Genomic DNA, 13,230 nt, shown 5'->3' with positions numbered 1-13,230 from the left:
AGGGGCACTCCATCGCTCACAAATGAGATTTAACTTCCGGCATGTGAAAACTCGGTCGCTCTTTCTGCAGCTTCTCGTCGCGGTCGTGGCCGGCGTGCTCGTGGGCCACTTCTTCAAGACCTTCGGTGCCGACCTGAAGCCGATCGGGGACGGCTTCATCAAGCTCATCAAGATGGTGATCGCGCCGCTGATCTTCTGCGTCGTGGCCACCGGCATCGCGAAGGTCGGTGACCTGCGCGCGGTCGGCCGGATCGGCGTGAAGGCGCTGATCTACTTCGAGGTGGTGTCGACGGCGGCGCTCGCGTTCGGCCTGCTCGTCGGCAACGTCGTGCGACCGGGCGCCGGGATGAACATCGATCCCTCCACACTGGACGCCTCCGCCGTCCAGGCGAAGACGCAGGGCGGCCACCTCCCCGGCGTCGTGCAGTTCCTGCTGGATCTCATTCCTTCCAGTGTGGTGGACGCGTTGGCGCGCAACGCGTTGCTTCAGGTGCTGCTGTTCGCCGTCCTGTTCGGCTGCGCGCTGGCCCAGCTCGGCGAGCGGGCGACGCCGGTCGTGGACCTGTTGGACCGCGTCAACCTGGCGTTCTTCACCGTGCTCGGCTACGTGATGAAGCTGGCACCGGTCGGCGCGTTCGGGGCGATGGCGTTCCTGATCGGGCAGTACGGCCTGGGGTCGCTGCGGACCTATCTCTGGCTGATCCTGTCGTCCTACGGCGCGGCGCTGCTGTTCTGCTGCTTGCTCGGCGTGATCGCGTGGACGTTCGCGCGGGTCAACATCCTGCGGTTCATCAGGTACGCCAAGGAGGAGTTCCTGCTGGCGCTCGGCACCGCGTCGTCGGAGGCCGTGCTGCCGCGGATGATGGTGAAGCTGCAGCGCGCCGGATGTGCCCCCACGTCCGTCGGCCTGGTGCTGCCCACCGGGTACTCGTTCAACCTCGACGGCGCGTCGATCTACCTCTCGCTCGCCACGGTGTTCCTCGCCCAGGCGTTGAACGTGCCGCTGGACCTCGGCGACCAGCTGACGATCGTGCTGGTGCTCGTGCTGACCTCGAAGGGCATGGCGGGCGTACCGGGCTCGGCGTTCCTCGCGCTGTCGGCGACGGTCGCCGCGGTCGGCTCGATCCCGGCGGCGGCGGTCGCGTTGCTGCTCGGCGCGGACCGGATCATGGACTCGATGCGCGTCTTCACGAACCTGCTGGGCAACTGCGTGGCGACGTTCGTCGTCTCACGCTGGGAGGGCATGCTGGACGTCGAGCAGATGCGGTCAACGCTCGGCAATCCAGGCCGTGACGACGTCGTCGAGCAGACCGAGGGTGAGCTTGCCGCGGCCGAGGACGACCTCGTGGAAGTCACGAACGTCGAACGCCGTTCCTAGCGCCTGCTCGGCTCTGCCGCGCAGCTCCTGGAACTTCAGCCGTCCCACCATGTACGCGAGTGCCTGGCCCGGTTGAGCGAGGTAGCGGTCGACCTCAGCCTCGGCCAGTTCGCGCGGCATCGGCGTGTTGGCGAGCAGGTAGTCGATGGCCTGCGGCCGGCTCCAGCCCTTGGCGTGCAGGCCGGTGTCGGCGACGAGCCTGCCCGCGCGTTTGGCGTCCATGGTGAGCATGCCGAGACGGGCCTCTTCGGTACTGTAGAGGCCCATCTCGTCGGCCAGGCGTTCGGAGTAGAGCGCCCAGCCCTCGGTGAACGCGGTGATCCGCGCCTTGCGGCGGAGCAGCGGCAGGTGTCCCAGCTGCTCGAGCCTGGCGCTCTCGAAGTGGTGGCCTGGCACGGCCTCGTGGAAGGCTGTCGCCTCCGCGATGGCGCGGAGCCTGGTGTGCGGGTCCTTGGTGTTGACGAAGTAGGTGCCGGGCCGGCTGCCGTCGAGCGCGGCGGGGAGGTAGTGCGGCGGCGCGCTCGCGGGCACGGACGGTGCGCTCGCGGCGATCTCACACCTGGCCCGCGGCGCCGTCCGGAACCATTGCGGGGCAATGGATTCGGCCCTGCGCACGGCCGTTTCGGCGTCCTCGATCATCTCGTCGGCACCCGTGTACTTCAGGCTGCTGGGCCGACGTCCGCCGAACTCTCGCTTGATGTCCTCGATGAGCCGCAGTCCAGTGGTGTGCAGCTCGTGCGGGTCGAGGTCCAGCGTCGTGTGCGTGCGGATCGCCTTGCGGTACGACGATTCGCCATCGGGCAGCCAGCACAGCCCCGCGTGTTCCTCGTCGCGGCCGTACGGCAGAACGTCGTTCACGAGCACGTCGCGGTAGTGCCGGACGGCCGGGTCGTCGTACTGGTCCACGAGTGCGATCGCCTGCTCGACCAGGAGCCTGACCGGCGTCCGTCCTGCTTCGACGCCCGCACGGTGCCGTTCGGCGACCGTGGCGAGAAACCGCGGTACCGCGTGGTGGCTCTTCAGGTGGCCCAGGAAGTAGAGCAGCTCAGGAACCGCGGTCTGGAGGTAGCCGCTCACGCCGTACTCGATCGCCCTCGACTCGATCGTGTCGCACTCGGCACGGGTGAGGTGCAGGACGAGGTCACGGGTGATGCGGTCGTCTTCGGTTTCCGGGGTCCGCCGTTCCGCTTCGTCGGCGATGGATCGGTAGCGGCGCAGGTAGACCTGGTCCGCCTCTTCGCTGTGGTCCTGCAGTTCGCCGTCGTCGCGCAGCCCCATCAGGTTCGGCCGCAGCGTGTGGTGGTCCAGGGTCAGGTCGAACAGCCGGTCGGCGAGGTCACGCATCGGCGATCCACTCGTGCACGACCTCATCGAGCAGCGCGAGCGTGAGCCTGCCCCGGCTGAGCACCACCTCGTGGAAGTCGCGGACGTCCTTGCCCGCCTCCTCGGCTTTTCCGTGCAGTTCCTGGAACTTGAGCCGCCCCACCATGTACGCGAGCGCTTGGCCGGGCTCGGCGAGGTATCTGTCCACTTCGGACTCGATCTGCGTGGGCCCCATCGGCGTGTTCCCGACCAGGAAGTCGATCGCCTGCTGACGGCTCCACCCCTTGGCGTGCAAGCCCGTGTCGACGACGAGCCGTCCCGCGCGCATGGCATCCATTGTGAGCATGCCGAGCCTGGACTCGTCGTTGCTGTACAGGCCCATCTCGTCCGCTAGCCGTTCGCAGTACAGGCCCCAGCCCTCGCCGAACACGCTGATCGGCGCCAGGCGCCGCACCACGGGGACGTCCCTGAGCAGGGCCATCCTGGCGTACTCGAAGTGATGCCCCGGCACAGCCTCGTGGTACGCCGTGGCCTCGTCCTCGATCCTGAGCCGGTTGTGCGGTTCCTTGGTGTTGACGAAGTACGTGCCGGGCCGGCTGCCGTCCTCCGCGGCGGGGTAGTAGTGCGGCGGCACGTGGGCGGGGACCGCGGGCGGCGCCTCCTCGATCACGCACTTCGCCTCGGGCAGCGTGCGAAACCACTGGGGCGCAGCGGCTTCGGCCTTCGCGACCGCCTGGCGCGCGGCGGCGAGCATCTCCTCGGCGCTGCTGTGCCGTAACGCCGGATCGTTGCGGATGCGGTCGAACACGTCGGCGCCGTGCCGGGCGAACTCCCGCTTGAGGTCCTCGATCAACCGGAGGCCGGTCGCGTGCAGCTCTTCCGGGTCGAGGTCCTCGGTCGTGTGGGCGCGGATCGCCATGCGGTAGACCGCATCGCCCTCCGGCAACCAGCACAGGCCCGCGTGCTCGGTGTCACGTCCCACGGGCAGCGCTTCGGTTTCGAGGAAGTCGCGGTACTTCCGGAGCGCCGGGCGGACGAACTCGTCGACGACCTCGCTCGCGCCGTCCACGACGCCGAACGTGCCGCGGTTGTCGAGGTGGCCGTCCATCAGCGCAACGGCCTGCTCCACCAGGTGTTTCACCGGTGTGCGGCCGTTCGCGAAGCCCTTGCGGTGCCGCTCGATCATCGTCACGAAGAACCCGTCGAGCCCTCGCAGCCGTTCCAGGTACCCGGCCCGGCGTTCCTGCGTGTCGACAGGCACGCGCGGCAGAAACGCCAGCGTGCCCGGCACCGTCGTGCGGATGTTGGCGCTGATGCCGTACTCGAGCTGCTTCGAGTCGACGTCGTTGGACTGCGTGCGCACCTCGTGCAGCACGATCCCCTGCGTGATGCGGTCGGAGAGGGTCTCCGGCTCCAGCCGGCGGGCCGCCTCGCCGAGTTCGTGGAGCCTGTCCCGGTAGCGTCGGCCGGCTTCCTCGCTCTGGTCGGTGAGCGAGGAGTGGTCGACGTCGTAGCCCATCAGGGTGGCGTCGACCGGATAGCGGCCGAGAATGGTGTCGAAGAGGCGGTCGGCGAGCGCGTCGACTTCGGACATCTGTCCCCCAGAGTTACGCCGTTGAGCGGCCTTCACGTCCAGTTGTGGCGGGTATGCCCTCCGCATGCGGTGGTTGTTGCTGATCATCCTGCTGACCGGCTGTTCCGCCATACCCCTCTCCTCCACGCCACAGGTGGACCGCGTACCCGCCGGAACCCTCGACGCCGCAACGGCGCGCACCTCTCTCGCAGCGCTGGCCGTGAGCGCCCCCGGCCGCCTCGACGGCTACTCGCGCGACTGCGACAGCGGCGCGTGCGTCTTCGGCCAGCCGTGGTTCGACACCGACGGCGACGGCTGCGACCAGCGCAGCCAGGTCCTCGCCCGCGACCTGACGGACGTACAGCGCAAACCGGGCCGCTGCGGCGTGCAGTCGGGCACGCTCGACGACCCCTACACCGGCTCACGCGTCACCAGCGTGTCGAAGATCCAGATCGACCACGTGGTGCCACTGGCCGAGATGTGGCGCAGCGGGGCGGCGGCGTGGGCGCCCGAGCAGCGGGTGGCGGCGGCGAACGACCTGCGGAACCTCGTTGCCGTGTCCGGCAAGGTCAACCAGTCGAAGGGCGACAAGACACCTGACGAGTGGATGCCGCCCAACGCTTCGTACGCGTGCTCGTACTCGCGGATCTACGTGACGGTCAAGGCGGCCTACAAGCTGACCGTGGCACCGGCGGAACGTTCGGCACTGGAGAACGCGCTCGCCACCTGTGACACACCTCCTGCGACATAAACCGGCGGAACAATGCCAATTGATTGACAATTGAGCCCTCCACCCATTTGTACCAACTTCGATGACTACCCGACAGGCCCCGCGTTACCCTGCTTAGTCCGGCGCGTGCGGGCCGGCCAGAGGGGTGGACCGGAGTGCTGAAGTCGTTCACGCAGTGGCTGGAGAAATTCCTCCAGGAGGAAGGAGCGGTCGGAACCGTCAAGGGACTGCTCGGCCTTGTCGCGTTCGGCGCCGTGTTGTCGGCCCTGTTCGGCTCTGTCGCCATCCGCGCGGCGTTCGTGATCGGCGCGATCGCCCTGATGCTCCTGCTGCTGACCTACCTGACGACCCGCGTCACGAGGCTCGACGCGGAGGCCCGCGAGTACCGCGCCCTGTTGTCCAAGTACTCGTACATGCTGATGGAACTGCAGCCCAGCCAGTTCGACATCAAGGTGTGGGAGCAGGTCGCGGTGATCGAGGCCAACGGCGACACGCAGGAGTTCATCACGGTCAACGCCGTGATCCGCAACGCCGAGGCCAGGTTCTTCCGGCTGCGCTTCGGCGCGGGCTGGAACCAGCCCAAGTCGGTCCAGAAGGAGGTCAACGCGAAAGTCCGCAGCCTCCTGGTCGACGGAAGCATGGGCCCGAGCTTTCTGGTGACTTCGCATTGGAGCGCGGACGGAAAGCTCGACATGGTTTCCCACTTCCACTCACCAGCGGAAGTCGACAGCGAAATACGCCTCAAAATGGAGTGGACCTGGCCGAAGAAATGCGTGCCGCTGATGGTCCACAAGAAGCCCGATCCGTTCACCTTCTACTTCCGGCAACCGGTCGAACGCGCGACCTACACGATCGTCCTGCCACCGGGAGTCGACGTGCACTGGGACGTGATCGCGCTCAACCACGTCCGGGACGACTTCGAAATCATCAGGCGAACCGACGCGGGCCGTGTCGAGATCAAGCTGTGCATCAACAACCTCCCGGCCAACCGCCGGGCGGGCATGCTGCTCGAACTGCAGAGGTAGAACGGCCTGCACAAGCCGCACACGTGACCGTGCAGGCCCCCTTGACGGGGCACAATGCCCAGGTCAGCGACTCACTTGTCGCCGTTCTCGCCGCCCATGTACGACATGGTGTGCGTTCCTCCTTCTAACTTCCGAGGTGTGCGCATCAGATCACCTGGGCACGGGACGACGCTCGAGACTCGCCGGACCCGATGGTGGTTCATCGCGCGAAGGTCGGCGATGTTAACCAGTGAGACCCAGCTCACGTTAAGCGCCCCGCTGGAACGCCCTGGTAACTGCGTCTTCCACCGGACACGGGCGAGCTTAGTCCGCGGTTGCGATCCCGGCCTGCTGTCTCACCAGATGTTCGTCACGGCTGGACCGCGCCGTGGATCGGCTCGGCCAGGCCCCGCAACGGCGGGCTGTCAACCGGCGGTGCTGGGCGTGACGACGTGGCCGGCTTGACCATGCCCGAGCGCGACACCGCTCGATCGCGCTGCGACTGCGGGCGGACGTGGAGATACAGAAAGACCCAGGTCAGGATTCCTGACCTGGGTCTTGTCTCACCGAGCCGCCTGTCGGAATCGAACCGACGACCTGCTCATTACGAGTTCCCCGGTGTTCGTGTTGAGGGCTGACGGGTGATGGCGTACCGGTCTGATTGATCCTTGTCAGGCCGGTGCGGCTGACGTTCGGTGTCGTTGTCGATCAGCTCGTTCCGGAGCGTTCGGGCACACAATGAGCACACCTTGCGGCACGACAACGGCGATCGACTTCGCAAGCCTGAGCAGGCCCTCGGGGCCGTCGAGACCGTCGACTACAGCGAGTCCCTGCTCAGCGATCAGCTCGACCAGGTCGGTGGAGTCCGCGTTGACGCGATACGGCTCGATCATGGCGTCTACCTCCCGAGACGACTCGTCTACGGGATCAGCAGAACGCCGTTTGATCCACCACGTCCAGTGACAGGTTGTCAACACCGAGTCGCCTCGGCATGGTGGGTTCCGGTGCTGCGTTGCCGTTGAGCGGCCCGCCCACGAACCTCGGAGGACACCTCGATGAGCCAGCTTGCCTACCCCGTCTCGATCAAGGGCGTGGTGGTCCGCGACGGCAAGGTGTTGCTGCTGAAGAACGAGCGTGAGGAGTGGGAGCTGCCGGGAGGTCGAATCGAGCCTGGTGAGACCCCAGAAGAGTGCGTCGCGCGCGAGATCACCGAAGAGACGCAGTGGAAGGTGACCACCGGGCCGATCCTCGACACGTGGATGTACTACATCAACGTCGCCGAGAAGAACGTGTTCATCGTGACCTACGGCTGCCACCCGGACGGCGACAGCGAGCCCGTACTTTCCCACGAGCACAAGGAAATCGGCCTGTTCGCCGAGGACGAAGTGCCAGGCTTGAACATGCCAGTGGGCTACAAGCGCTCGATCGCTACGTGGTTCGAGCGGCTACGCGCGGACGCGGTCAGGTAAGCCATGACGGGCGGACGGTGTGACGCGTGTGGAGCTGAACTCAGTCGGCTCGCCGTCGAGCCGATCTGTCCCACCTGTCACGCCAGTGCGCGTCACGTCGCCCCGGTCGTTCCTGCTCGTCGGCTCATGCCCGCCGTGTGGTTGTGGTCGGCACCAGTGGCAACCGCGGCCCTCAGAAGTCGTGACCTGGCAACGATCCTGCGGGTGTACCGCAGGCTGAACAAGCTCAGTCAGGAACGGCTCGCCGCGCTACTCGGCTACGACAAGACCTACGTGTCGATGATCGAGACCGGTCGCCGGAACATCAGCGATGTCGCCACACGCCGGCACATCGCGCGGACGCTCGGGCTGCCGATGCACGCGCTCGGCGTGACCGACAACGACGACGCCGACTACGCGGCGATGATCCAGTTCGGTGACTCGACCATCCGCCTTGCTGAGATCGCGCGCCAGTCCGGCAGGGCCGTCGATGCGGTCAACGAGCTGTGGCCGCTGGTCACTCGACTTGAGGCACGAGCCGCCGAGGGACGGGCCGACCGAGACACGATGATCCTGCTCGGGCAGGGTCGTGCCGCGCTCGGAGTCTCGCTCGGCACGGTGCTGCCCGAGGAACGACTGACCGCCGCTGCCCGCTGGACGGGCAAGGCGCTGGTGATCGCCGAACGCCTTGGCGACCGGACGTTCCTCGCTCACGCACTGCGGATGCACGGGAACGAGCTGCGTAAGGCTGACCACGTCGGCGCAGCCATCGCTCGGCTGAGTCGAGCCGTCGCCGTGTCCGATGATCGTGAGGGGCAGGGAGCCGCGTTCGCACTTCTCGCTCGTGCCGCAGGCGAACACGGTGACCCGGACCTGTTCGACCTAGCAATCAACGGGTACCGCGAACGGCTCGACGACGGTGGCGGCCGAAGCATGCTGTTCAACCCGTTCACGTTCCGAGAGATCAAGCTACGCGGACTGGTCGCTACCGACCGAGCTGGCGACGCCGTTCAACTCATGCGAACGGATGTCCCGGACGCAGCACCAATCGCACCACAATGGCACATCATCGAACGAGTCACGGCTGGACAGGTTCTGCTTGCCGCCCGACAGCGAGACGGCGCAGAGGATGCCTTGCGCACCGCGCTTGTCGCAGCAGAGGTGCACCGCCTGCCACATCAGATCCAACGAACGATCCGCGCTGCCGATGACGGCGGTCTAGCAGAAATTAGCGCTGGAGGACGAGCAGCAGTCCAGCGACTGAACCTCCTCCTGTCCCCTACCTAAGGGTCAAGGGGCCGCCGGAGGCGGCGGCCAAGCTCGTCCCGCGCAGGTCCACCGGAACCGATGGGCACACTTCGGGACACACGAGGCCCAGAGCAACGCAGCTCTACAACTCGTCACAGGCCTGAACAAAAGGAAAGACCCAGGTCAGGAAACCTGACCTGGGTCTTATCTCACCGAGCCGCCTGTCGGAATCGAACCGACGACCTGCTCATTACGAGTGAGCCGCTCTGGCCGACTGAGCTAAGGCGGCGAGACGCGATAACTATAGCGGGTCCGCAGACCCGTCACTCACGGGGGTCGGCTTCGTTGTACGGACCGTGACCGATGTCACCACCTTCTCAGCGCCGAGGAGTGGTTCATGCGCCGATCGTTGTCCGTGCCGCTGGCCGGGGTGTTGCTCGCGCTCGTAGCGGCGCCCGCGCTCTCGCAGCCTCCCACCACGCCGGTGCCGGGGCCGCGTGATCCGAACCAGCCGCCGGCGTCGGCGCCGAACGGGCCGCAACCGCTTGCGCATGCGGTCGGGGATGCCGGGACCGGCTTGACGGTCGTGCGTCTTGGGCCTCAGGGGGTGCCCACGAACACGATCCTGCCTGGGCTGGGCGACCAGCTGCCGAAGCAGTCGGTCACGGAGTTCGGGCTGGGGCTCGCGAGTGCGCAGGTCAACACCGAGGCGTACCTGAGCACCGAGCGGGTGGTCACGCAGGCCAACCCGTTCGGGTTCGCGGTGGCGGGGCGGTCGCCGCAGTCGCCGGGGACGCTCGTGCAGACGGCGATTCCGGACAACCCGCAGCCGGCGAACGGTGGGCTGCCGATTCCCGAGACGCCGCTCGGGAAGCTCCGGGTACTCAACGGCAGCGTGCACGCGCGGTGGGACGAGAAGCTCGGGCCGTGCGTCACTCCGCTGGCCACGGCCAGGACGTCGCTGGCCGGGCTCGAGGTGCTGAGCGCGTTGCCGGCCGAGGTGCCGGTGCCGGCCAAAACCAGTCTCGTCAGCATTCCGGACACGTTCGAGGCGAACTCCACCGTGAAGCTCGTCGACCTGCCCGGCAGCAAGAACAAGGCCGTCGAGTCGACGTCGGCGATGCGCGCGGTCAGCGTGGAGATCGCGGGCGGGATCAAGATCGATGTCGTCAGCCCGCCCACACTCACGGCCACTGCGACCGGCGACGAGAAGACGTCGAAGATCACCTACACGGCGCCGGTGCTGAAGGTCAGCCAGAACGGCAAGGAGCTCGGCACGCTCGATGCCGCGCATCCGGTGCTGGACGTGCCGCTGCTGCTCGATCTGGTCGTCATCAAGCTGCAGATCGCCGGGCTCAACGAGAAGAAGGCGAGCTTCACGGGCAATGGGTTCAGCGGGTTCCAGCTCGGTGCCACGGCTCGGATGCTCGACGTGCAGCTGCTGCCGACGGACAAGCTGAAGCTGCCGAACCTGCCGGCGGCGCTCGCGCAGATCTCGCTCGGTGAGCAGATCGTGCGGGCCGCGGCGCCGCAGGGTGGCGTGGTCTGCGGGACCGCGCAGCCGCCCCAGACGCAGGAACCGGGCGGCGGGGCGGCACCTCCCCCGCAGAAGGCGCCGCCGCTCGCCTACACCAACGCCGCGTACCAGTCGATCCCGCTGTTCTGGCTCGGCACGGGACTGCTGCTCGCCGGCGTGGTGCTGGTCGCCGCGCTACCGGTCAGAGGCCGATCGCGCGGGCGAGTTCCCGGGGTTTCAGAACCCTGAGCAAGGCCTCCATGAGGTAGTAGTCGCCGTAGGGCAGGGAGACCTCGATGCCCGTCTCTGTCCTGCGGTTGCGGGTGCCGCGCGCCAGGATCGCCTCGTGCCGTTCGGAACGGGTCGTCAGACACGTGCGGCACAACGCGTCCAGGATGCGCAAAGCCGCAGCGCGATAAGAAAACCGGCCGGACGCGGCAGCAAGATCCAGAAGTCCGCACGCCATGATGGCGCCCGCCGACGAGTCCTTGACGTCGTTGGGCGCCAACGGTGAGCGGTAGTCCCACACCGGAATGTGGTCCGGGGTGAGGGCGTCCAAAGCGAAGTCGGCGAGTTTTCGCGCGGACTCCAGGAACTCACGACGCCGCGTGCGCCGGTACATCGTCGTGAAGCCGTAGATGCCCCACGCCTGACCGCGCGACCAGCACGACGTCGGGCTGTAGCCCTGGTTCGTGTTGGGCCCGATGTCCTCGCCGGTGTCCGGGTTGAAGTCGAAGACGTGCGGCGTCGATCCGTCCGGGCGGATGAACTTCGCGCGGGTCGTCAGAGCGTGCGCCACCGCGACGTCGAGGAACCGCGACTCCCCCGTCTGCTCCGACGCGAACGTCAGCAGGTCGAGGTTCATCATCGTGTCCATGATCGCGCGGCCCGCGTTGTTCGGCGTACCGAGCGCTCCCCACGCCCTGATGAAGCGTCCCTTGTCGTTGTACCGCTGGATCAACGACGACGCGGCCTCCACCGCGCCGTCACGCCAGGAGGCGTCACTGGTGAGCCGGTATGCGGTGACCCACGACGGGTAGAACAGGAAGCCGAGGTCGTGGGTAGACGTGTCGGTGCGCCGCGGGGCGAGCCTCAGCGCCGACTCCACCGCCCACCTCCTGAACTGCTCGTCGCCGCTGTCGAGGAACGCGAGCCAGTGCATGCCCGGCCAGAACCCGCCGACCCAGCCGCCGGAGTTGACGTAGGTCCACTTCTCGAACTTCGTCTCCTCTGGGAACGAGGTGACGTTCGGTGCGACCTGCCTCAACTTCGCGAGCGCGTAGTCCAACGACTCGCGGAACAACGAGGACGACGCTTCGACCGACAGGACGGGACTGGCCACGGCCGCGCCGAGAAGGGTTCTGCGACTGAACGTCATGGCACCATCCATCCGAGCACCGGTGTGGACTGCAGGTACGCGATCACGCACATCGCCAGCAGCAGCAACAGACTCCAGCCGAACACCTTGCGGAACAGGTCGCCCTCACGCCCCACGAGACCTGCCGCGGCGGTACCGATGGCGAGGTTCTGCGGCGAGATCATCTTCGCCATCACGCCACCCGAGCTGTTCGAGGCGCCGAACAGGAACGGCGACGTGCCGAGCTGCTGGGCCGCGGTGACCTGCAGACCGCCGAACAACGCGTTGGAGCCCGCGTCCGTCCCGGTGATCGCCACACCGAACCAGCCGACAACCGGCGAGAGGAACGCGAAGAACGCGCCGGTCCCCGCGAGCCACAGGCCCAGCGTCGTGATCTGGCCGGAGTAGTTCATGACGTACGACAGCGAGAACACCGCGAAGATCGCCAGGATCGCCCAGCTGAACTGCCTGATCGTCTGGCCGTAGATCTCCAGGCCCCTCCGTGCGCTGATTCCCAGCACCACCAACGTGATCAGGCCGGAGAGGAACAGCAGTGAACCCGTCGCGGACGCCCAGTTGAGCGCGTACTCGACCTTGATCGGCTTGCCGTTCGGCGCGACGAGGTGCATGCCCGGCCACGCGAACTTGTAGGTCAGCGAGTCGAGGAACTTCTTCACCGGCACGATCTGCGCGATCGAGAAGATCACCACGATGATCGCGTACGGGGTGAAGGCCACGATCACGTCGCGCCGCGAGTCCGTCGTCGCACCGCCCGCGATGACCGGCGGGATCGACCGTTCCGGCTGCCAGACCCGCGCCAGCGCGATCACCGCGAGCACCGAGACGACGGCCGCGATGATGTCGCACAGTTTGTAGGACCAGAAGTTCGAGACCAGGTACTGCGTGATCGCGAACGAGCCGCCCGCCGCCAGAGCGGCCGGCCACGCCTGCTTGAGGCCGCGCTTGCCGTCCACTACGGAGATCAGCACGAACGGCACGAGCATCGCGAGGAACGGCACCTGACGACCGGTCATCGCGCCGAACGTGTCGGCGGGCAGCCCGGTGACCGTGTTCAGGACCGTGATCGGGTTGCCCATGCCGCCGAACGCCACCGGGGCGGTGTCGGCGATCAGCGCCAACGCCACCGCCTTCATCGGGTCGACGCCCAGCGCGATCAGCATGACCGAGCAGATCGCGACCGGACCGCCGCCGCCGGCCAAAGCTTCGAGCAACGCGCCGAACGAGAACGCGATGACGATCGCCTGCACCCGCTGGTCGTCGGAGATCGAGCTGAACGACCGTCGCAGCACGGCGAAGTGTCCACTGTGAACGGTGAGGTTGTAGATCCAGATGGCGTTGAACGTGATCCACAGGACCACGAGCACGCTGGTCGCCGCGCCGAACGCCGCCGAGTTGAGCGCCTGCCCGAGCGGCATCGAGTAGCCGAGGATCGCGACGCCGATCGCGAGCACGAGGGCGGTCAACCCCGCCCAGTGAGCCTTCCACCTGAGACCGCCGAGCAGCACGAGCACGGCAACGAGCGGTATCAACGCGAGCAGAGCCGACAGGAACAACGATCCTGTCGGATTCGGGTTCTGCTGGTACACCAAGGCCGCCTTTCATAAGCCTGAACAGGTCTCCGGCGGCGTGGAG

Annotated in this window: 11 protein-coding genes, 1 tRNA gene and 1 pseudogene; 7 read left to right on the top strand and 6 right to left on the bottom strand. The window is 67.0% G+C overall.

Translation table 11 applies throughout. The features are described from left to right. The first annotated feature begins 43 nt into the window (after positions 1-43). Entirely contained in the window at positions 44-1,378 is a 1,335-nt protein-coding gene (gene dctA / locus JOD27_RS08600; protein WP_204761579.1) for a C4-dicarboxylate transporter DctA, read from the top strand. Here the strand turns inward: dctA and JOD27_RS08595 are convergent. Together JOD27_RS08595 and JOD27_RS08590 are read right to left on the bottom strand one after the other, a co-directional pair. After that, entirely contained in the window at positions 1,268-2,722 is a 1,455-nt protein-coding gene (locus JOD27_RS08595) for a DUF885 domain-containing protein (protein ID WP_204761578.1), read from the bottom strand. The genes dctA and JOD27_RS08595 overlap by 111 nt on opposite strands. Continuing rightward, positions 2,715-4,295: a DUF885 domain-containing protein gene (locus JOD27_RS08590; RefSeq protein ID WP_204761577.1), complete on the bottom strand. Its 1,581-nt coding sequence runs from the start codon at positions 4,293-4,295 to the stop codon at positions 2,715-2,717. The genes JOD27_RS08595 and JOD27_RS08590 overlap by 8 nt, the downstream gene beginning before the upstream one ends. 64 nt (positions 4,296-4,359) lie before the next feature. On the opposite strand from JOD27_RS08590, the gene JOD27_RS08585 reads away from it, so the two are divergent. Beyond that, complete coding sequence (locus tag JOD27_RS08585; RefSeq protein ID WP_204761576.1) at positions 4,360-5,025, top strand: HNH endonuclease family protein; 666 nt, start codon at positions 4,360-4,362, stop codon at positions 5,023-5,025. Positions 5,026-5,159: 134 nt separating this feature from the next. Then, positions 5,160-6,029 carry a hypothetical protein gene (locus tag JOD27_RS08580; protein ID WP_204761575.1) on the top strand — a complete coding sequence of 290 codons (870 nt, stop codon included), beginning with the start codon at positions 5,160-5,162 and terminating at the stop codon, positions 6,027-6,029. Positions 6,030-6,679: 650 nt separating this feature from the next. On the opposite strand, the gene JOD27_RS08575 is transcribed toward JOD27_RS08580, so the two are convergent. Beyond that, complete coding sequence (locus JOD27_RS08575; protein WP_204761574.1) at positions 6,680-6,901, bottom strand: hypothetical protein; 222 nt, start codon at positions 6,899-6,901, stop codon at positions 6,680-6,682. A gap of 162 nt (positions 6,902-7,063) precedes the next feature. On the opposite strand from JOD27_RS08575, the gene JOD27_RS08570 reads away from it, so the two are divergent. The 3 genes and pseudogenes from JOD27_RS08570 (at position 7,064) to JOD27_RS08565 (ending at position 8,743) form a co-directional block, all read left to right on the top strand. Next, positions 7,064-7,477, top strand: a complete 414-nt coding sequence (locus JOD27_RS08570; protein ID WP_204761573.1) for an NUDIX hydrolase — start codon at positions 7,064-7,066, stop codon at positions 7,475-7,477. A gap of 3 nt (positions 7,478-7,480) precedes the next feature. Further along, positions 7,481-7,771, top strand: a pseudogene (locus JOD27_RS46495) (helix-turn-helix transcriptional regulator); the annotation flags it as partial. A 75-nt stretch (positions 7,772-7,846) separates the two neighbouring features. Beyond that, positions 7,847-8,743, top strand: a complete 897-nt coding sequence (locus tag JOD27_RS08565; RefSeq protein WP_307830073.1) for an XRE family transcriptional regulator — start codon at positions 7,847-7,849, stop codon at positions 8,741-8,743. Between the two features lie 176 nt (positions 8,744-8,919). Here the strand turns inward: JOD27_RS08565 and JOD27_RS08560 are convergent. Then, positions 8,920-8,993 (bottom strand) — tRNA-Thr (locus tag JOD27_RS08560). A 108-nt stretch (positions 8,994-9,101) separates the two neighbouring features. Here JOD27_RS08560 and JOD27_RS08555 point away from each other — a divergent pair. Then, entirely contained in the window at positions 9,102-10,469 is a 1,368-nt protein-coding gene (locus tag JOD27_RS08555) for a hypothetical protein (protein WP_204761571.1), read from the top strand. Here the strand turns inward: JOD27_RS08555 and JOD27_RS08550 are convergent. Further along, complete coding sequence (locus JOD27_RS08550; protein WP_204761570.1) at positions 10,423-11,598, bottom strand: glycoside hydrolase family 88 protein; 1,176 nt, start codon at positions 11,596-11,598, stop codon at positions 10,423-10,425. The genes JOD27_RS08555 and JOD27_RS08550 overlap by 47 nt on opposite strands. Continuing rightward, positions 11,595-13,184 (bottom strand): L-lactate permease, encoded by a 1,590-nt coding sequence (locus tag JOD27_RS08545; protein WP_204761569.1) that lies wholly within the window; start codon positions 13,182-13,184, stop codon positions 11,595-11,597. Before JOD27_RS08545 ends, JOD27_RS08550 begins: the two co-directional genes overlap by 4 nt. Positions 13,185-13,230: the final 46 nt, after the last annotated feature.

The sequence above is a fragment of the Lentzea nigeriaca genome, from assembly GCF_016907955.1.
GTDB lineage: Bacteria > Actinomycetota > Actinomycetes > Mycobacteriales > Pseudonocardiaceae > Lentzea > Lentzea nigeriaca.
Note: the sequence above shows the minus strand (reverse complement) of the source record. Positions and strands in the feature narration are given on the sequence as shown.